Source organism: Peribacillus sp. ACCC06369 (assembly GCF_030348945.1).
Lineage (GTDB): Bacteria > Bacillota > Bacilli > Bacillales > DSM-1321 > Peribacillus.
Genome location: NZ_JAUCEN010000002.1, coordinates 3,962,983 through 3,982,311, shown reverse-complemented (window position 1 = coordinate 3,982,311; position 19,329 = coordinate 3,962,983). Strand labels below are relative to the sequence as shown.

Genomic DNA, 19,329 nt, shown 5'->3' with positions numbered 1-19,329 from the left:
GCCTGACATGGATGAATGGATAAAAAAGTGATATAATAGTTTTTTGTTATGAATGATTGAAAATATATGCATGAAAAACCAAAGAAGAAATTGCGTTTCTAACAAGTCTCGTAATGAAAAAACAAATAAAAGATGACGTCATATACTGTCATACAGGTAGACGATTGGTGGAGGTTCGCTTTATGACTGCTTACCATTTTGTGGGAATTAAAGGGTCGGGTATGAGTGCTCTTGCACAAATACTGCATGATATGAATATTGAAGTGCAGGGTTCCGATTACGAAAAAGAATTTTTTACACAATTGGCATTAGAAAAAGCCGGGATTAAAATCCTTCCTTTTAACGAGGAAAATATTCAAACTGGAATGACCATCATTGCAGGAAATGCGTTTCCGGATAGTCATCCGGAAATCGTGAAGGCAAAGGAACTTGGTTTGCCGATCATCCGTTATCACCGTTTCCTAGGTGATTTCATGAAAAACTTTATCAGCGTGGCCGTTACGGGAGCGCATGGTAAAACATCGACGACCGGTTTATTGGCCCATGTAATGGGGGGCGCTAAACCGACATCCTTCTTGATTGGGGATGGAACGGGTAAGGGAATCGCGAATTCTGATTACTTCGTATTCGAAGCATGTGAATATCGCCGTCATTTCCTTTCATATTATCCGGATTATGCAATCATGACGAATATCGATTTTGATCATCCTGATTACTACGCCAATGTCGAAGACGTGTTCGAGGCTTTCCAAACGATGGCCCTTCAAGTCAACAAAGGCATTATTGCGTGCGGGGATGATGAGCATTTACCACATATTCAGGCAAAAGTACCGGTTATTTTTTACGGATTTGCAGAAGGAAATGATTTTCAAGCGAAAAATGTTTCCGTCACTCCGGATGGCACCACTTTTGATGTGCACGTAAGGAACAATTACTATGATACATTCACTATTCCTACTTTTGGAAAGCATAATGTGTTGAATGCACTTGGTGTCATTGCACTTTGTAAATATGAAAACTTGGATACGGAAGCTGTGAAAGCCCAATTGCGGACTTTTGGCGGAGTTAAACGCCGGTTCTCCGAAAAGGAAATCGGAAGTCAGATCATCATTGATGATTATGCGCATCATCCGACTGAAATTTCGGCAACTGTTGACTCTGCTCGTCAAAAGTATCCAGAGCGTGAAGTTGTAGCGGTATTCCAGCCGCATACTTTCTCGAGAACGCAAGCATTCCTGGATGAATTCGCCGACAGTTTGAATTTGGCCGACAAAGTATACTTATGTGAAATTTTTGGATCTGCTCGTGAAAATCAAGGGAAATTATCGATTGAGGATCTTCAAGATAAAATTCCCGGTGCCGAGCTGATTACGGAGAACACAACATCAATATTGCAAAAACATGAAAACAGTGTCGTGTTATTCATGGGTGCGGGGGACATTCAAAAATTCCAAGCAGCCTACGAGCATTCACTGCAGGTAAAATAAAAAAACGACCGATCCGTTAGTTAGTGCGGGTCGGTCGTTTTTTTATTGGTATTTTTTTATTTTAAATTTTCTGGATTTAAATTATCCAATTCCGGTAAAACGAAGCGTCCGTCCTTACGTATCAAGACGTCATCAAAATGGATTTCCCCGCCGCCATATTCAGGGCGTTGAATATTGACCAGGTCCCAGTGAATGTCTGAATGATTTCCGTTAAAGGCATCATCATAACATTGTCCGGGAGTGAAATGAAAACTTCCATCAATTTTTTCATCAAAGAGGATATCTTGCATCGGATGTAGAATATAAGGATTTACACCAATTGCAAATTCACCGACATATCGTGCGCCTTCGTCAGTATCAAAAATTTTGTTGATGCGTTCCGTATCATTCGCGACCGCTTCAACGATTTTTCCATCCTTGAATGTTAACTTCACGTTTTCAAAAGTAAAACCCTGATAAGGGGACGGAGTATTATACGAAATCACTCCATTGATGGAATCTTTAACTGGAGCCGTATATACTTCACCGTCAGGAATGTTCAGCTCACCTGCACATTTGATGGCTTTAATGTCTTTGATGGAAAAGGTTAAGTCCGTACCGGGCCCAGTTAAGCGGACCTTATCCGTTTTATCCATCAATTCAACAAGGTTGTCCATTGCTGCGCTCATTTTGCCATAGTCGAGGTTGCAGACTTCGAAATAAAAGTCTTCGAATGCTTCTGTGCTCATTTTGGCTAATTGGGCCATCGAATTTGTCGGGTAGCGAAGAACGACCCATTTTGTTTTTGGCACGCGGATATTTCTATGTACTTTACCGACTGTCTGTCCATGAATCGCCATCTTTTCTGAAGGGACATCGGATTGTTCATTGATATTATCCCCGGCACGAAGCCCGATATAGGCATCCATCTGGTTCATTACGTTTGCTTCAAACTCACCCATCATCTTGTACTGTTCTTCTTTGGCACCCATCAACAAGGCACGATCCACTTGGTGATCCTTTAAAAGGACGAATGGGTAACCACCTGCTGCATAGGCTTCATTCACAAGCGCGTTAACAAGTTCACGCTGCAATCCAAAGTTTTCGATCAAGATTCTTTCACCTTTTTGAAGTTTTACTGAGTAATTGATTAAGTTTTTGGCCAATGTTTCAATTCTGGGATCTTTCATAAAAATACCTCCATTGTTTAAATTCGACTTATGTTTCTATCATACCCGATTTCCTGCCATAAGTGTCACCCATGAATTTCATGGAGGAACTGGATACAGACAACAATATTTCCAGATTAGGGTTTGATAGGGTATATTGAAAAAATAAATACGTTTATAATAATCAGGAAGGGGTAATTAATAACTAACAGCTACTAAATAAGTCGATTTTTCGGAGGTGTTCCAATGGAGATTATTTTATACGTAAGTGCTGCTGTTGCAGCGATAGCTTTCCTGGTCCTTGTTATTTTCCTGACAAAGGTACTGACATCACTTCAAACAACCCTGGACAGTGTGGCCCGGACGCTGACAGGACTAGAGAGCCAAATGCAGGGCATAACGCTCGAAACTACCCAGCTATTACATAAAACGAATACGTTGGCTGAAGACTTGCAGCAAAAGTCAGAAAACCTGAACACAGTGGTGGATGCCGTGAAGGATGTAGGTACATCCATCTCTAGCTTCAATTCTTCCATCCAAAAGGTTTCTCATAAAGTACAGGCTGAGATTGATAATAATCAAGAACGAATCTCACAAATTGTACAATGGAGTAATGTAGCCATGGAGATTAGGGACAAATGGAAAACCAGAAGCAAACAGGCTGCCCCGACCCCAACTGAAAGGGCGGAGTTAGAAAGGGAAGCACTGGAAACAGATAACCTACCTAAAAAAAGGTTTTTACGTTCTAGATCTTAAAATCTAGTTAAATAAAAATGAACTGAAAATTGAAAGGGGAATGTATTATGACTCAAAAAGAATTTCCGGCAAAGGACTATCAGAAATCATATGAGGACGAACGCGACTCGATCAATTCTAAGGACTTTATGATTGGCGCCTTAATCGGCGGGATGATCGGAGCGGCTACAGCTTTGTTCATGGCTCCGAAAACAGGCAAGGAATTAAGGAATGATTTCAATGAACAAGCTAAAAACATTTCAGAGAAAACAGAAAAATTAAGACAAACCGCGATGGAAAAAGGAACAGTGCTTGCTGATACTGCAAAAGAAAAAACAAGCTCCGTCACAGAAATCGTTTCAACTAAATCTTCAGATATCGTCAATAAAGTGAAAAGCTTGAAAACGGGAAAAGAAAACGGCAACGCGGCTGATGATACGACAAATTCGAGCAATAAAGATATAGATGTAACGGGAACTTCCGATTCTCCTATCGTATCCGTTGAAACGAACTTTGCTAACGGCAACGACCTGGAAAATAACCCTGCCGATCCAACAAGCGGTAACAAGAATACGGCAAAATTAAAACTCGATGAAACGAAAAAGGCATTTGATGAAACAGAGAATAACCTTAAAAAATAAACTCTTACATTCCTTTGATGGGGATGAAGAGGCATGAAGGTACGAAGAATAAGGCGGTGAAGTGCTTCGATGGCTTCATCGCCTTTTTGATGGTAAAATTTATATGTACAAGAAAAGGAGATGTATTATGACGATTACCAAGATTGAAGCAGAAGAACAATTCAATGAGCTTTTAAAAGAGGATACATTCCTACTTTTCAAGCATAGCGTAACATGCCCGGTCAGTGCTGAAGCATATGAACAATATGAGAAGTACATCTTGGAAAACGAACAACTTAAAACGGCCTATTTAGCCGTTCAGGAAGCTCGTCCACTATCCAATTATGTGGCAGAAACATTTGATATCAAACATCAATCACCTCAGGCCATCCTTTTTAAAAGTGGAAAACCGGCCTGGAATGAATCTCATTGGCGGATTACATATGATTCATTGAGCAAGGCCATTACTGAATGATTGATTAAGGCCGGATCCCTTAGGTAAGGGATCCGGCCTTTTATTATTCCATCATTCATGGGTCAGGGGATTTTTTATCGATCTCCAGGGGAAACCTTTTCTTGAAAGGATGTTAATAACGCTGGGAGTTGAGGAACCTGTAACTCAAAATTTTTCGCCGAATACCGCTATACCGTTTCTGGAGATCTCTCAGAATGCTCTTAGATAAAATATCAATTATATTATAGCTTTCCTGTTCTATTTCCAATATAATTCCTACAATGGATCGTGTTCCAATAGCTAGTGCAAATCGTTTTTCTTACATGGGTAACACCTACTTTTATGCATTTATAACTTTAATGCTTAAAAGCGTTTAATTATTAAAGAAAAATATAGTGACATTTAAGGACACTTCATTTATAATTGATTTAATCATACATGAAATATTCTAAATTTTTCATTGATAAAATAATTGGGGTGGATGATCGAGGATCCAGATGGGATTTTCGGGTTAGATTTCCGCTGTACCGATTTCTATTTTAAAAAACGAAGGGATGGATTTGTAATGAGCAACAAAGAGCTTGATGGACTTCGTAATCAACTGGATGATGTGAACATTCAGTTATTACATCTTATTAATCAACGTGCTGAACTTGTACAGGAAATTGGTCGCGTTAAAGAAAAACAAGGTGTTAACCGTTACGATCCGGTCCGTGAAAGAACAATGTTGGATCTTATCGAAGCCAATCATCAAGGACCTCTTGATCTTGGTTCGATTAAACATATTTTCAAAGAAATCTTCAAATTGGGCTTGGAGCTTCAAAAAGATGATCAGAAGAAAACGCTTCTGGTATCAAGAAAACAAAAGGCTGAAGACACTATCATCGACATTAAAGGTGAATTAGTCGGTAACGGGATCCCTAGCTTCGTGTTCGGACCATGTGCCGTTGAATCTTATGAACAGACAGCTGCGGTGGCGGAAGTCATTAAAGCTAAAGGTTTGAAATTGATGCGCGGCGGTGCATTTAAGCCACGTACATCTCCATATGACTTCCAAGGACTTGGTTTGGAAGGCTTACAAATACTTAAACGTGTTGCTGATGAATACGGCTTGGCTGTCATCAGTGAAATCGTGAGTGCTAACGATATCGAAGCGGCGATCGATCATATCGATGTCATCCAAATCGGAGCACGCAACATGCAAAACTTTGACTTGCTAAAAGCGGCAGGTGCCGTAAATAAACCAGTTCTTTTAAAACGTGGACTTGCTGCAACGATTGAAGAGTTCATTCATGCAGCGGAATACATCATGTCACAGGGAAATGGCAACATAATCCTTTGTGAACGCGGTATCCGTACTTACGAAAAAGCAACAAGAAATACACTGGATATCTCCGCTGTACCGATCTTAAAACAAGAAACTCATTTACCGGTCATGGTTGATGTAACGCATTCCACTGGGCGTCGCGACCTCTTACTTCCGACGGCTAAAGCGGCTCTTGCAATCGGTGCTGACGGTGTAATGGCAGAAGTGCATCCGGATCCTTCCGTTGCTTTATCGGATTCTGCACAGCAAATGGACTTCAAACAATTTGATGAATTCTATGATGAAATTAAACGTTTGAACTGGGTAACTGTTTAAGCTGGAAAGTCTTTAAAATATCTACTTACGGCCCTTACCATATTGGCAAGGGCTATTTTTAATGGTAAAATACTTGTTTTTGCAGAAAAAGCATCGAAATAAGCACTATTGGATTGCAGGAAAGATTCGACTATCGTATGATAAATAACAAGAATGAGAACTGTTCGGAAGATTGAGTCATACATAAAGAGATATCTATGTGAATTTTATACTTGAATAGGGTATTGAATCTTTGACTGAGAAGAGAGAGGACTGCATTTTTTGTTAGGCAGATCGTTCCTGAAATAATCTTCCTTATAGAGGAAAACGCATAAAAGAATATTTTTCGAAATAATTCGGGTCTTTTATGGGAAAAATGAAAGAAATGGAGGAATGGATGAATGAATAATATAACCATTTATGATGTGGCGCGTGAGGCGAATGTTTCCATGGCCACCGTTTCCCGCGTAGTTAACGGGAATCCAAATGTAAAGCCTGCAACAAGAAAGAAAGTTTCGGATGTGATTGAGAAGTTAGGGTACCGTCCCAATGCAGTGGCAAGGGGTCTTGCAAGCAAGAAAACGACTACAGTCGGGGTCATTATTCCGGATATCTCGAGCATCTTTTTTGCCGAATTGGCACGGGGCATAGAAGATATAGCCACAATGTATAAATACAATATCATCCTAAGCAGTTCTGATGAGAATATAGATAAGGAATTCCATTTGTTGAATACGATGCTTGGAAAACAAGTGGATGGTATCGTATTCATGGGCGGTAACATTTCTGATGAGCATGTCAAAGAGTTTACGAATTCACCGGTTCCAATCGTTCTGGCAGGCTCGGTGGATGAAAGCGGGCAAGTCCCATCGGTTAATATTGATTATGAGGCGGCGGCATTCGACGCAGTGACCTTCTTCGCTAAAAATGGCCACAAGCATATCGCTTTTGTAAGCGGAAACCCTTCCGCGCTGATTAATGAAAAGAAATTGGCTGGTTATAAAAGAGGATTGAAAGAAGCTGGGCTTTCATTTGATGAAAGGTATATTATTGAAGGCGATTATACATATGATTCAGGAATTGAGTCTTTTGAAAAGTCCCTGGAAACTGAAGAGAAACCGACGGCATTCATCGCCGGTGCTGATGAAATGGCGCTTGGAATTGTCCATGCCGCACAGGACAAAGGGTATAATGTACCGGAAGACTTTGAAGTGATCAGCTTCGATAACACGAGATTGACATTGATGGTGCGTCCGCAAATCACGACGATCGTTCAACCATTATATGATATTGGTGCGGTTGCTATGAGGCTTCTGACAAAGTTGATGAATAAAGAACAAGTGGAGGAAGGGCATGAAGTGATCCTGCCACATCGGATTGAAAATCGTCAATCCACGAAATAATCTGGTTTAGAGAGTGTCCCGAGGGCACTCTCTTTTGTTTTTCAAATATATTCACAACCAAAAAAGATCGTTTTTCAACGATCTTTTGGTTAACTTTGGTCATTGCTTGTCGATGTTTTCCTGGAAGACCTGATGGGATAAAGGGCCTTTTCAAGCGTCAGGGCATTCTTCTCGGTAATTTCAGGCTTTCTCGGAATGGGTTCATATATATCCTCCATGTCATCCCACTCGTTTGGTAGCGGAACAGGGGACTCAGGCTGCCAGCATTCAAGCCATTCCTTTGCTAGGGGCCCTGAAATATCATTATTCGTCATTTCAAGCCAGACCCTCGACCAAGCCCTCGGGACGACGCGCCATATATCATATCCCCCGCCGCCTACTGCAATCCACCGGCCCTCACAATACTTATGGGCCATTTCGTGGGCCAACTTTGGTATTTCCCTATAAATCTTCATGGTGGCAGATAAATGGGTGAGCGGATCGTAATAATGGGAATCGGCTCCGTTTTGCGTTAAAATGACATCCGGTTTGAAGAATTCAATGACCTCTTTAAAGGAAGCGCTATAGCATTCGAGCCAGGACTCATCTTCAGTGAACGCATCGACCGGGATGTTGAATGAATAGCCGTATCCTTTTCCTTGCCCCCGTTCGTTAATATTGCCGGTGCCGGGAAATAAGTAGCGTCCCGTTTCATGAATGGATAGGGTGCATACATCCGGATCATCATAAAATGACCATTGGACTCCGTCACCATGATGTGCATCGGTATCGACATACAAGACTCGTGCTCCATATTTTTTTTGCAGGTATTTAATCGCGACCGAACTATCGTTATAAATGCAAAAGCCCGAGGCTTTTCCGCGGAAACCGTGATGCAGGCCACCTCCCAGATTAAGTGCGTGCAGGGACTGACCGGTCATGACGGCATCCACTGCCGTCAAGGTACCGCCTACAAGCAAGGCGCTTGCTTCATGCATTCGCGGGAAGATTGGGGTATCTTCTGTTCCGAGCCCATAATTTCCGGCCTTTTCAGGGGGGAGCTTTCCCTGGCCTGCTAATCTGACAGCGTTTACATAATGCTGATCATGGATCAGTTCCAATTCTTCATCGGTGGCCATTCTGGGCTTGATAATTTGATCATCACTGATGGCATGGTGTTTTTTTAGCAAATCCAGCGTGAGTTTAAGGCGTTTTTGATTGAACGGATGCTCATCGTTGAATTTATAGGTGAGGAGTTCATCCGAATAGACAAAAAGGGATGCATCATTCATGAGAAATCCCCGGGAGACTAGGCCATAAAACGGTATAGCCTTCTTTCTTCAAATCCTCCACCACCATAAATGGATTCATCGTCTGCACACGAATAACAAGAATCTTATAATCGGTCCCATCTTTATCCGGGTAAACGAGAGTGCTCAGGATATTCGAATTGCGCCTTTTGAAAATATGGGCAATATCATGAAGGGTACCTGCCTTATCCGGGATTTTAATTTCGATTTGGGAACCGGGCTGATTGACTCCTGTCAACTCAACGTATGAATGAAGTAAATCAGAACCGGTTATGATGCCGACTAACTTCCTTCCTTTTAAAATTGGAAGGCAGCTGATATTGTTATCACAAAAAACAGCCCCGATTTCTTCCACGAAATCTAACGGGTGACCTGTGATTATATCCGTTCTCATGATGCTCGATAGTGGTTTTTGTAAATCACTTTTGTATTCTGCGGTGCGGAATATAGAAGGGGCAGCATCCCGTATATCACGGTCGCTGACTAATCCCACAAGTTGAAAGCTGTCATCGACAATGGGGATATGGCGAATTCGCTTCTCCTTGATGATCATGACAGCGCTATGAATTGTATCCGTTGGAGTGAGGGTGATGATATCCTCATTCATTATTGTTTCAACAATCATTTTCCTTCCTCCTCTTTTTCACCTCTTTAATACATATACCGATTCATGAAACGCAATTGGTCGAATTTCTGGATGGATTCGGGCGGCACTCTTTTGCCAATACGGGCCATCAGGCAGTTGGCCGGGTGGGAACTGATTTCAGGATCATCCGTTGCAAAGTAGACCAAGCCGCCGGCACTCATCATTTTTTCCATGACCTTGCGATAGTCCCAAATATTCAGCCCTGTCCCTTTCAAGTCCCAATGCCAATAGTATTCAGTGGTGATGATGATGAAGTCTTCAACCGAATCGTCTTCCATGGAAAGGCGGATTAAGTTCTTCCCTACGGAGGCACCCCGGTATTTAGGGATGACCTCGATTGCACCAAGTTCAATCAGATCCTCCATCTCGATTTCCGACCAGCGCTCCAAGGGATCGGGATATAAATAAGTTACATAACCCACGATCGTTTCATTTTCACGGGCGATGAAGATCCTGCCCTCAGGCAAGTCTGCAATCTCTATTAACGCTTTATGCTGCAAAGCAGGCTGGCGAAAGGCGACCAAGTCTTCGTGAAACTCATAAGCGGACATCTTTTCGCCGTTTAATGGCCCCTCGATGATGAGCGTTCCGCTTAATGTCTGCAGTTCCTTGGTATAAAAGGTCTTATTATATTCCATTCTATCACCACCCTCATTATATAGTAATCTTACACTCTCGCATTCCGAAGCATAAGGAGCATTGCTATTAAAACTGAACGAATCGAAAGCCTACATTAATTATACTTAAAAACAAGTGGCATAATTCAGAAAGTTCAAGGCATATATGAATCTTTTGTTACAGTACTTCTCATATACCCGCCGTCGCTATGAAGTCATCTTAACTATACCAATATACCTGTGTTTTTCAAAATTAGGCCAAGAAGGAATTTCCCTAATATGGAAGGTTTCAATATTTTAAAAATTGAGATAATTTGTTTCTTATACTATAATGAAAATATAGAGCCGAATAAAGGGGGAGTTTGTCGTATGAATGTGAAAGTGCTGCCAGTAGTGGAAGGTAATTTTAATTTAAAGAATTACGATGAGAAATACAATAAGTTTGACTGGTCTGAGACGGAAAAGGAATTCTCCTGGTCTGAAACCGGTAAAGTGAATCTTGCGTATGAAGCCATTGACCGCCATGTCGAAACATACAAAAAGAACAAAGTCGCCCTTTATTACAAAGACGATAAAAGAAATGAAAAGTATACATTCAAGGAAATGAAAGATTATACGAACCAAGCGGCCAATGTGTTCAAGAACATTGCCAATGTGGAAAAAGGTGATCGTGTTTTCATCTTCATGCCACGCTCCCCGGAGCTTTATTTTGCATTGTTGGGTGCGATTAAAACGGGGGCGGTCGTGGGTCCGTTGTTCGAAGCCTTCATGGAAGGTGCGATAAGGGATCGCCTTGAAGATAGTGAGGCAAGTGTGATAGTGACGACCCCGGAGCTTTTGTCGCGGGTCCCAGTAGAGGAATTACCCCATTTAAAACATATTTTCTTAGTGGGGGAAAATGTAAAAGAAGAAGGAAAGTATCATCACTTCAACAAAAAATTAAAAGAAGCGGACAAAAAATTCGAAATTGAATGGGTGGATCGGAATGACGGACTGATTCTTCACTATACTTCCGGTTCCACGGGAAAACCAAAAGGCGTACTTCACGTTCATAATGCGATGATCCAGCATTATCAAACGGCAAGATGGGTCCTTGATTTGCAGGAAGAGGACGTGTATTGGTGCACAGCGGATCCTGGATGGGTGACAGGGACGTCTTACGGTATCTTTGGACCGTGGCTAACAGGCACCTCGAATGTCATTGTAGGCGGGCGATTCAAGCCTGAATCCTGGTATAAGACCCTGGAAGACTTCGGTGTCACTGTATGGTATAGTGCCCCGACTGCCTTCAGGATGCTGATGGGCGCAGGTGACGAAATCGTTAAACGGTTCGATTTGAGTTCTCTCCGCCATGTTTTAAGTGTCGGTGAACCGTTGAACCCGGAAGTGGTGCGCTGGGGAATGAAGGTATTCAATCACCGTATCCATGATACATGGTGGATGACGGAGACCGGGGCTCAGGTAATCTGCAATTATCCTTGCCTGGAAATCAAACCGGGCTCGATGGGTAAACCGATTCCGGGTGTGAAAGCGGCAATAGTGGATGATCAGGGCAACGAGCTTCCTCCGCATAGAATGGGGAACCTTGCCATCAAGAAAGGATGGCCTTCGATGATGAAGACCATCTGGAAGAATGAATCAAAATATGAATCTTATTTTATGCCGGGTGATTGGTATGTTTCTGGAGATTCCGCTTATATGGATGAAGAAGGGTATTTCTGGTTCCAAGGCCGGGTTGATGATGTCATCATGACGGCAGGGGAAAGAGTCGGACCTTTCGAAGTGGAAAGCAAGTTGGTCGAGCATCCGGCCGTAGCTGAAGCAGGGGTCATCGGTAAGCCGGACCCAGTTCGGGGAGAAATAATCAAAGCGTTTATCGCCCTCCGTGACGGATACGATGCAAACGATGAGCTGATTGAAGAAATTCGTCAATTTGTAAAGAATGGTCTCGCAGCACATGCAGCGCCGCGTGAAATTGAATTCAGGGATAAGCTTCCTAAAACAAGGAGCGGAAAAATCATGCGCCGTGTCTTGAAAGCTTGGGAACTTGATCTGCCAACTGGTGATTTATCCTCGATGGAGGATTGAAAAGCTGAGTCATACTGATTATTGAGAAGGTAAAAAGGCATCCATGTCATTGCATGGATGCCTTTTTGGGAGTTTGGGTCATTCGCCAAACCAGTGTGGGAGATTAAATGAAACAGGCTGCCGGGTCATCCCCGACAGCCTGTTTTACTTCAAAAGAGTGTCATTCTTCCTCTTCTTCAGCTTTATCCGTGTCCTGTTCTTTATCGTTGACTGTGTTTTGATCTTTGTCGGTTTCCGGATCTTCTTTATCTGTATTGTCTTTGTTTTGCTCTTTATCTTGATCTAGCTCTTTATCTTGCTCTTTTTCTATTACTTTTTCCTTTTCTGGTGTAACGTTCACTTCTTTTGAGTCTGTTTTTTTATCTTCGTTAGTTATTTTATCTTTTCCTTGAGCATCTTTATTTTTTGTGGAATCTTCTTTTGAAACTTTCTTTGTAGCGCCGCTTTCAACACGTTGAGAAGGGGCTGATTCTTTACCGACTATGTCCACGGCCGTTACATAATAAGAACCGCCAGAGCCGACTTTGTAAACAAGATTCTCCCCAGCATTGATGCTCGCGACTTTTTTGCCGTCTTTATAGACACGATAACCGACGACATCACCTTCATGATGCAAGCCCCAAGTAATCTTATCGTTACTTTTTTTTATGGATAGGGCATCCGGTGCTTTGCCATTATCATTCAATTTCGCTGTCGCCCCGACGACATTTCCTGATTTTTCGGCTCCGGGAATCACGGATCCCGGGTCAACGACATATCTCAATCCGATATCTGCAAATGAATCTGGATTCAACATGAACCCGCCGCTTGTGAATTCGCCAGGCGTTTGCGGAAGGGCTGCGTAGCGTTTGCTGCCGACTGATACATATTGTCCATCTATGAAACTATCATCCGCCCTGGATGGAGCATATTTCGCGATGAATAAATCCGATTTGACAAGCCCGGCCTTTTGGCATGAGCTTGAAGGCAGCAGTCCTGAAACGCCACAGAAGGAACGGCTGACAATTCCGCCCGGCATTTCAAATCGCTTATCGGGGTCGATGAGTTTAGGGTCGACTTTATATGCGGCATTGATCAGATCTGCCCAATAATACATATTACGTTTATTATATTCAAGACCATTATAGGTCCCTTGCAAGGATTTCGGCTTGTCATAACCGAGCCATGTCCCGAACGATACATTCGGGTTGCTGGCTACAAACCAGGCATCCCAATAGTTTTGTGAAGTACCGGTTTTACCTGCCCAATCGCTTGAGAAGGCAAGGCGGTTCCTGACTGAGGCCGCCGTCCCGCTGTTTATGACATCACGCATCATATCAAGCGTCAGGTAAGCGGCTTGCGGAGAGAAAACATCCACTGGTTTCACTTTATGCTGATAGATGACTTTGCCATCTTTCGAAACGATTTTATCGATCATATAAGCATCGATGAATTCTCCTGAATTGGCAAAAGTGCCATATGCATTGACGTTTTCTTCAACGGTTACACCTTTTTCCATCGCACCTAATGACATGGCAAGATTGGAGTAATCCCCTTTCGTCACGGTGGAGAAGCCCATTTTTTCCAAATACGAAGCCGGGCTCAGGTTGATGATTTTCTTGTAAAAGAGCGCTGCCGGGATGTTATAGGAATTCTTCAGGGCCTCGCGGGCAGTCGATACTCCCGTATAGCTGCCGCCGCCATAGTTTCCTGGACTCCACGGTTTGCCGCCTGTTGGAATGGAGATCGGCACGTTGGCCGATACGCTGCCAGGCGAGATCTTGCCTAGCTCGATGCCTGGACCATATATCACCAGCGGCTTCATCGTTGATCCGTTCGAGCGCAATGATGCGGTGGCGTGGTTCGTCTGTTCCCGCTTGAAATCACGCCCGCCTACGAAACTGATGATTTTCCCTGTTTTATTCTCGATAAGAATCGCTCCGGCCTCTACGGGCTGGCTCACGGTCTTCATTTCCTTCGTATCCGGGTCGGGGACTTGCGCCAGTTTATCGTACCCGAAATTCGGATAGTTTTTCGTTACTTCCTGCATCTTGTCATAAATCTTTTTGTTGACGGTCGTATAAACCTTATAGCCATTTTGGCGCAGCTTACGGTCGGCAAGTGCTAGATATTGAGCTTTTAAATCATCATTCTTTAAATCTTTCTCTTCATATCCATCTTCTTTTGCCAGACTGACAGATAGGATTTCGATGGAGCGTTTTTCGATTTCATAGGTGAGCCATGGATATTTCTCGGATGGCATCTCCGTTTTGCCGATAAAGTCTTTTGTAATGTCGTATGCGTTTGCTTTATCATATTCTGCTTTTGTTATGTACCCGTTACTATACATCCGCTTTAAAACGGTTTTCATCCGGTTGATGCCGGGCTCTTGATTTTCCTTCAATTTTCCTTTCTGGGTATATGGTGTATATCCGAAAGGGCTTTGCGGCAATCCCGCGATAAAGGCTGATTGGGGCAGTGTCAGATCTTTGGCCTCCACGCCAAAAATACCTTCAGCGGCGGACTCGACCCCGGCGATGTTACGGCCTGAAGAGTTTCGTCCCAAAGTGGAGACGTTTAAGTACGTTTCCAAAATCTCTTCTTTTTCAAAGAACTTTTCGACCCGGAGCGCAAGAAGAATTTCTTTGGCTTTCCGGTCAAACGAAACTTCGTTGGTCAGGACCTGGTTTTTAATGAGCTGCTGTGTTAATGTACTTCCCCCCGATTGGACGGATGCATTCGAAAATTCCTGGTAAATCGCACGCAGGATGGCTTTCGGGACAACCCCGTCATGCTCATAAAAATACTCATCTTCTGTAGCGATGACTGCATTTTTAAGATGCTCGGAAACTTTATCGATGGACACTTCCTCACGCTCAAGGTCACTCTTAAGCTTGCCCAAGTATACTTCATCTGCAAAGTATACTTCAGAGGTCTCTTCATAATTGTAAATGTCTTTTTTTAAATCTTCTTTTGAGCGTACTGGCTCATCATTGACGAGGGCAGCGAAATAGCCGGCTCCGACGCCGCCGGCGAATGAGAATCCTAGGATCCCGACAATAATGAGGATCAGTGTTAAATTCCAAATGACTTGGTATGTAACCCGCGCGTTCTTATGTGTTTTTTCACTTTGGAAAAAACGAGTCAGCTGCTTCCAGACTGTTTGAAATCTATCTTTTTGATTATTATTCATCGTATCATACCCCCTGAAATCACATATATTATAGCATACAACAGGTAGGGGAAAGGGCATCTTTCTTATTTTTCTATAATCTGTAAGGGTGATGTTGACAAGGATTCTTATGTATGATAAAAGTTTATTAACAACAATAAAATGATTAAATGATCGCGATGATAGGACCCAGTAGTCAGACTATCCCTGTTTCAGAGAGCCGGTGGTTAGTGGAAATCGGTACAAATGGTATGATGAATTACTTCCTGGAGCATTTGCTGTGAAATGATTAGTAGCAGGAAACGGCTGACGACCGTTATTCGTCTTGAGCGGAGGGCATATTATGTCCTCAAGTTGGGTGGTACCGCGAATTTATTCGTCCCTTCATATTTATGAAGGGGCGTTTTTGTGTGCTTTTTGCGGGTTTTTTCTAAGATGGAGGAGGAATATTTAATGGAATTGCTTAAAGACCTCGAGTGGAGAGGAATTATTTATCAACAAACGGATGAAGAAGGTTTTAAGAACCTTTTGGAAAAAGAGAAAATTTCTTTATACTGTGGTGTCGATCCAACTGCGGATAGCATGCACATCGGTCATCTATTGCCATTCTTGACATTGCGCCGTTTCCAGCAGCACGGTCATCGTCCCCTTGTGCTGGTAGGCGGTGCGACAGGACTCATCGGTGATCCTAGCGGTAAAAAAGAGGAACGCCAGCTGCAAACGCTGGAAAAAGTGCTCTATAATGCCGACTGCCTAAAAGGGCAGCTATCCCACATCTTTGAATTCGATGGTGAAAATGGTGCGGTCATGGTCAATAACTATGACTGGATAGGTAAAATCGATATGGTTACGTTCTTGCGAGATTACGGGAAATACATCGGCATTAACTACATGCTGGCAAAAGATACGGTTGCTTCCCGCTTGGATACGGGAATTTCCTTTACTGAATTTGCGTACACGATCTTACAAGGAATTGATTTCAGTCATTTATACAGCAATTACAACTGTAAATTGCAAATAGGCGGCAGTGATCAATGGGGCAACATTACGACCGGCCTTGAAATGATCAGGAAATCCAATGATGAGAATGCCAAAGCATTCGGCATGACGATCCCGCTCGTAACGAAAGCGGATGGAACGAAATTCGGTAAAACGGAAGGCGGGGCTATCTGGCTTGATCCGGAAAAAACGACTCCTTACGAATTTTACCAATTCTGGATTAACACAGCGGATGCTGATGTCGTAAAATACTTGAAATTCTTCACATTCCTATCACGTGAGGCGATTGAGGAGTTAGAGCAATCCGTACAGTCCGAACCGCATTTGCGTAAAGCGCAAAAAGCTTTAGGGGAAGAAATGACCCGTTTGATTCATGGTCAGGAAGCTCTTGACCAAGCAATCAAAATCTCTGCCGCCCTATTCAGCGGTGAGGTGAAGAATTTAAGTGCAGCGGAAATCAAATTGGGCTTTAAAGATGTCCCTTCCTTCGATCGTGAAAGCAAGGAAGACATCGGTTTGGTCGATTTAATCGTTGAAGCGAAAATTTCGCCATCAAAGCGTCAAGCCCGTGAAGATATTCAAAATGGGGCAATCTCCATAAATGGGGAGAAAGTGACTGACCTGCAATATGTAGTGACCGAAGCTGCCAAGATTGAAGGGGAGTTCATCCTCGTTCGTCGCGGCAAGAAGAAATACACATTAGTGAAATGATTGTTCAAAGCCCGGCTGAATCCCAGCCGGGCTTTGTCATGCGCTAAAGTGTTTACATGCGAAAAAAAACCCCATCCAAGGATGGGGTTTTCGAAGTTATTAACGAGAGTAGAACTCAACGATAAGAGCTTCGTTAATTTCAGCAGGCAATTCAGAACGTTCTGGTAAACGAGTGAAAGTACCTTCTAATTTCTCAGCATCGAAAGTAAGGAAATCAGGAACGAAGTTAGTTGCTTCAACTGATTCTTTAATGATTGAGAAGTTGCGTGATTTTTCACGAACTGAGATAGTTTGTCCAAGAGACACTTTGTAAGATGGAATGTCTACGCGGCTTCCGTCTACAGTGATGTGACCGTGGTTAACAAGTTGACGTGCTTGACGACGTGTACGAGCTAAACCAAGACGGTAAACTAGGTTGTCAAGACGTGATTCAAGAAGAACCATGAAGTTTTCACCATGTACACCTTTAAGTTTGCCAGCACGGTCGAACATTGAACGGAATTGACGTTCAGTGATTCCGTACATGTGACGAAGTTTTTGTTTCTCTTGTAGTTGCATTCCGTATTCAGAAATTTTTCTACGTTGGTTAGGACCATGTTGTCCTGGAGCATAAGGGCGTTTTTCTAATTCTTTACCAGTACCTGTTAGGGAAATTCCTAAACGACGGGATAGTTTCCAGCTTGGGCCAGTATAACGAGCCATAGGATGACTCCTCCTTTAAATGTTTTTATTTTGGTAAAATAAAAACCGTGTGAATGTACGATCATGACCATTTTGTTTTCATGTACCTTCGCCCTAGCAGCAGAGAGTTACGAGATACACCTCTGTATTGAGGAACAAAATGAGAACATAAAGGCTGTCACATAGGCTGCAATATTTTACACAAGGAGTATTGTATAATATTCTGCTCATTGAGTCAAGGACAGTTACGATTAATTAACGGAAAAGGTGAAAGAGAATAGTAGATGGGAAAATACAATATATTTATATTGCCATGAAACAGAGGGGACATGTACATGGGGTCCTGTAATGTTCAAAAGGGAGTAGGCGAGGATTGCCGCTCCCTTGAACTTTATAAATGTCTGGAAAGGATTTCAGCGAACTTCTCCAGTCCTTGCTGATCGATTTCGTCAAATCGGTCCGTGACCGGGCTGTCGATATCGAGTACTCCGAACAATTTGCCATCCTTCATGAGCGGTATGACAATTTCAGATCTTGATGCCGCATCGCAGGCGATATGTCCAGGGAATTGGTGGACATCCTCGATGCGCAAGGTTTTTTCAGTTGCCGCTGAAGTCCCGCATACACCCTTACCCATTGGGATGCGGACACAGGCTGGAAGTCCCTGGAAGGGTCCCAGTATTAATTGGCCTTCTTCGTATAAATAAAAGCCAACCCAATTAATCTCATCGAGAAACTGATTAAGTAAAGCTGCCGCATTGCTTAAATTGGCTATCCGGTTGGTTTCATCCTCGATTAAGGCTAAAAGTTGTTTTTGGACCAGTTCATAATTTTTTTCTTTTTTTCCTTGATACATTTCGACATTAAACAAAAGCGTTCACCTGTCTTCCGCATTTTTTTACAGCACTTTCTAATCATGTTGCTTCATAGTTGGGAAATTGTCGAGAACTTACTAAAGGATTCAGGCTCTTCCTTGCAGAAATAGTCCACAAGACTTGTCTCAAAGAAAGCGAGGGATTGCCTAAATGAATCGCCAGACGCCAACGAAACAAGCCATTGTGGAAGCAGCACTGCATTTATTTCATTTAAAGGGCTATCATGCGACATCCATACGGGATATAGCGAATAAAGCGAAAGTGAACGCTGCCAATATTGCCTACTATTTCAAGAATAAGCAGGGATTGCTTGAATTCTGTTTCACTTCATATTTAGAAGAGTATATCCTGGTCCTTGAGACGAACATGACACTGCTGGAGCTTAAAGGCCCGCAGCATTGCTTGATGAATCTAGTAAAGGATATTCTCACTTTCCAGAGGGAAAACTTCCTGGCTGCACGGTTCATATATGGGGAATCTTCACTCGATTCCAATTTAAACCGGGAAATTCATTCGACTTATTTTACAAAGGAAAAATCTTATTTTCAATATGTTTTGGAACAAGGGATTAAGAGCAGGAGTTTCCAGCAGGTCTCCATTCCCATGTATATGCTGCAGTTGAAGGGCCTGCTGACAGCTCCTGTCCTGCATACCCATTATGCGATGGATGTGCTGCATGTGTTCCCGCAGGAAGCCTATTACACGAATATTTATGCCAATGAAGTCGGGCGTTTCCTGCAAGATACCCTTTTCATTGCAGAAGACCTGCAGCCACTGTTAGCGGGCCGGCCTGTGTATACATGA

The 19,329-nt window shown here is 42.8% G+C and carries 16 protein-coding genes and 1 other annotated feature; of the genes, 9 read left to right on the top strand and 7 right to left on the bottom strand.

Annotated elements, in window-relative coordinates:
• The first annotated feature begins 182 nt into the window (after nt 1-182).
• Nucleotides 183-1,487: a UDP-N-acetylmuramate--L-alanine ligase gene (gene murC, locus QUF78_RS20180; RefSeq protein WP_289327364.1), complete on the top strand. Its 1,305-nt coding sequence runs from the start codon at nt 183-185 to the stop codon at nt 1,485-1,487.
• 56 nt (nt 1,488-1,543) lie between these two features.
• Here murC and QUF78_RS20175 read toward each other — a convergent pair whose 3' ends face one another.
• Nucleotides 1,544-2,656: an aminopeptidase gene (locus tag QUF78_RS20175; protein ID WP_289326046.1), complete on the bottom strand. Its 1,113-nt coding sequence runs from the start codon at nt 2,654-2,656 to the stop codon at nt 1,544-1,546.
• A gap of 225 nt (nt 2,657-2,881) precedes the next feature.
• On the opposite strand from QUF78_RS20175, the gene QUF78_RS20170 reads away from it, so the two are divergent.
• The 5 genes from QUF78_RS20170 to ccpA all read left to right on the top strand — a co-directional run bounded on the left by QUF78_RS20170 (nt 2,882) and on the right by ccpA (nt 7,468).
• Nucleotides 2,882-3,391: a DUF948 domain-containing protein gene (locus QUF78_RS20170; RefSeq protein WP_289326045.1), complete on the top strand. Its 510-nt coding sequence runs from the start codon at nt 2,882-2,884 to the stop codon at nt 3,389-3,391.
• A gap of 47 nt (nt 3,392-3,438) precedes the next feature.
• Entirely contained in the window at nt 3,439-4,011 is a 573-nt protein-coding gene (locus QUF78_RS20165; RefSeq protein ID WP_289326044.1) for a YtxH domain-containing protein, read from the top strand.
• Nucleotides 4,012-4,138: 127 nt separating this feature from the next.
• Nucleotides 4,139-4,465 carry a bacillithiol system redox-active protein YtxJ gene (ytxJ, locus tag QUF78_RS20160; RefSeq protein ID WP_289326043.1) on the top strand — a complete coding sequence of 109 codons (327 nt, stop codon included), beginning with the start codon at nt 4,139-4,141 and terminating at the stop codon, nt 4,463-4,465.
• 544 nt (nt 4,466-5,009) lie between these two features.
• Nucleotides 5,010-6,086, top strand: a complete 1,077-nt coding sequence (locus QUF78_RS20155; RefSeq protein WP_289315328.1) for a bifunctional 3-deoxy-7-phosphoheptulonate synthase/chorismate mutase — start codon at nt 5,010-5,012, stop codon at nt 6,084-6,086.
• A gap of 380 nt (nt 6,087-6,466) precedes the next feature.
• A complete protein-coding gene (gene ccpA, locus QUF78_RS20150; protein ID WP_289315329.1) occupies nt 6,467-7,468 on the top strand; it encodes a catabolite control protein A in 1,002 nt (333 codons plus the stop codon).
• An 89-nt stretch (nt 7,469-7,557) separates the two neighbouring features.
• Here ccpA and QUF78_RS20145 read toward each other — a convergent pair whose 3' ends face one another.
• From QUF78_RS20145 to QUF78_RS20135, 3 genes are read right to left on the bottom strand one after another with little or no spacing between them, the layout of a single operon-like run.
• Nucleotides 7,558-8,739: an acetoin utilization protein AcuC gene (locus QUF78_RS20145; RefSeq protein ID WP_289326042.1), complete on the bottom strand. Its 1,182-nt coding sequence runs from the start codon at nt 8,737-8,739 to the stop codon at nt 7,558-7,560.
• Nucleotides 8,732-9,382: an acetoin utilization AcuB family protein gene (locus QUF78_RS20140; RefSeq protein WP_289315331.1), complete on the bottom strand. Its 651-nt coding sequence runs from the start codon at nt 9,380-9,382 to the stop codon at nt 8,732-8,734. Before QUF78_RS20140 ends, QUF78_RS20145 begins: the two co-directional genes overlap by 8 nt.
• A gap of 26 nt (nt 9,383-9,408) precedes the next feature.
• Nucleotides 9,409-10,041 carry a GNAT family N-acetyltransferase gene (locus tag QUF78_RS20135; RefSeq protein WP_289326041.1) on the bottom strand — a complete coding sequence of 211 codons (633 nt, stop codon included), beginning with the start codon at nt 10,039-10,041 and terminating at the stop codon, nt 9,409-9,411.
• A gap of 348 nt (nt 10,042-10,389) precedes the next feature.
• On the opposite strand from QUF78_RS20135, the gene acsA reads away from it, so the two are divergent.
• On the top strand, nt 10,390-12,108 hold the full coding sequence (gene acsA, locus QUF78_RS20130; RefSeq protein ID WP_289326040.1) for an acetate--CoA ligase: 1,719 nt from the start codon (nt 10,390-10,392) through the stop codon (nt 12,106-12,108).
• A gap of 160 nt (nt 12,109-12,268) precedes the next feature.
• Here the strand turns inward: acsA and QUF78_RS20125 are convergent, their stop codons facing one another.
• Entirely contained in the window at nt 12,269-15,280 is a 3,012-nt protein-coding gene (locus tag QUF78_RS20125; RefSeq protein ID WP_289326039.1) for a transglycosylase domain-containing protein, read from the bottom strand.
• A 149-nt stretch (nt 15,281-15,429) separates the two neighbouring features.
• Nucleotides 15,430-15,646, top strand: a binding site (T-box leader).
• A 66-nt stretch (nt 15,647-15,712) separates the two neighbouring features.
• Here QUF78_RS20125 and tyrS point away from each other — a divergent pair.
• Nucleotides 15,713-16,969 carry a tyrosine--tRNA ligase gene (tyrS, locus tag QUF78_RS20120; protein ID WP_289326038.1) on the top strand — a complete coding sequence of 419 codons (1,257 nt, stop codon included), beginning with the start codon at nt 15,713-15,715 and terminating at the stop codon, nt 16,967-16,969.
• Nucleotides 16,970-17,068: 99 nt separating this feature from the next.
• Here the strand turns inward: tyrS and rpsD are convergent, their stop codons facing one another.
• Nucleotides 17,069-17,671 carry a 30S ribosomal protein S4 gene (gene rpsD, locus QUF78_RS20115; protein WP_057276730.1) on the bottom strand — a complete coding sequence of 201 codons (603 nt, stop codon included), beginning with the start codon at nt 17,669-17,671 and terminating at the stop codon, nt 17,069-17,071.
• Nucleotides 17,672-18,041: 370 nt separating this feature from the next.
• Nucleotides 18,042-18,521 carry a GAF domain-containing protein gene (locus QUF78_RS20110; protein ID WP_289326037.1) on the bottom strand — a complete coding sequence of 160 codons (480 nt, stop codon included), beginning with the start codon at nt 18,519-18,521 and terminating at the stop codon, nt 18,042-18,044.
• Between the two features lie 154 nt (nt 18,522-18,675).
• On the opposite strand from QUF78_RS20110, the gene refZ reads away from it, so the two are divergent.
• Nucleotides 18,676-19,329, top strand: coding sequence for a forespore capture DNA-binding protein RefZ (gene refZ, locus QUF78_RS20105; RefSeq protein ID WP_289326036.1), 654 nt, complete (start codon nt 18,676-18,678; stop codon nt 19,327-19,329).

Excerpts from the sequence above, each read along its gene's own strand:
- acsA (WP_289326040.1), top strand. The coding sequence starts at position 10,390 with ATGAATGTGAAAGTGCTGCCAGTAGTGGAAGGTAATTTTAATTTAAAG.
- QUF78_RS20125 (WP_289326039.1), bottom strand. The coding sequence starts at position 15,280 with ATGAATAATAATCAAAAAGATAGATTTCAAACAGTCTGGAAGCAGCTG.
- QUF78_RS20155 (WP_289315328.1), top strand. The coding sequence starts at position 5,010 with ATGAGCAACAAAGAGCTTGATGGACTTCGTAATCAACTGGATGATGTG.
- QUF78_RS20145 (WP_289326042.1), bottom strand. The coding sequence starts at position 8,739 with ATGAATGATGCATCCCTTTTTGTCTATTCGGATGAACTCCTCACCTAT.
- tyrS (WP_289326038.1), top strand. The coding sequence starts at position 15,713 with ATGGAATTGCTTAAAGACCTCGAGTGGAGAGGAATTATTTATCAACAA.
- QUF78_RS20175 (WP_289326046.1), bottom strand. The coding sequence starts at position 2,656 with ATGAAAGATCCCAGAATTGAAACATTGGCCAAAAACTTAATCAATTAC.
- refZ (WP_289326036.1), top strand. The coding sequence starts at position 18,676 with ATGAATCGCCAGACGCCAACGAAACAAGCCATTGTGGAAGCAGCACTG.
- QUF78_RS20170 (WP_289326045.1), top strand. The coding sequence starts at position 2,882 with ATGGAGATTATTTTATACGTAAGTGCTGCTGTTGCAGCGATAGCTTTC.
- ytxJ (WP_289326043.1), top strand. The coding sequence starts at position 4,139 with ATGACGATTACCAAGATTGAAGCAGAAGAACAATTCAATGAGCTTTTA.
- murC (WP_289327364.1), top strand. The coding sequence starts at position 183 with ATGACTGCTTACCATTTTGTGGGAATTAAAGGGTCGGGTATGAGTGCT.
- ccpA (WP_289315329.1), top strand. The coding sequence starts at position 6,467 with ATGAATAATATAACCATTTATGATGTGGCGCGTGAGGCGAATGTTTCC.
- rpsD (WP_057276730.1), bottom strand. The coding sequence starts at position 17,671 with ATGGCTCGTTATACTGGCCCAAGCTGGAAACTATCCCGTCGTTTAGGA.
- QUF78_RS20165 (WP_289326044.1), top strand. The coding sequence starts at position 3,439 with ATGACTCAAAAAGAATTTCCGGCAAAGGACTATCAGAAATCATATGAG.
- QUF78_RS20140 (WP_289315331.1), bottom strand. The coding sequence starts at position 9,382 with ATGATTGTTGAAACAATAATGAATGAGGATATCATCACCCTCACTCCA.
- QUF78_RS20135 (WP_289326041.1), bottom strand. The coding sequence starts at position 10,041 with ATGGAATATAATAAGACCTTTTATACCAAGGAACTGCAGACATTAAGC.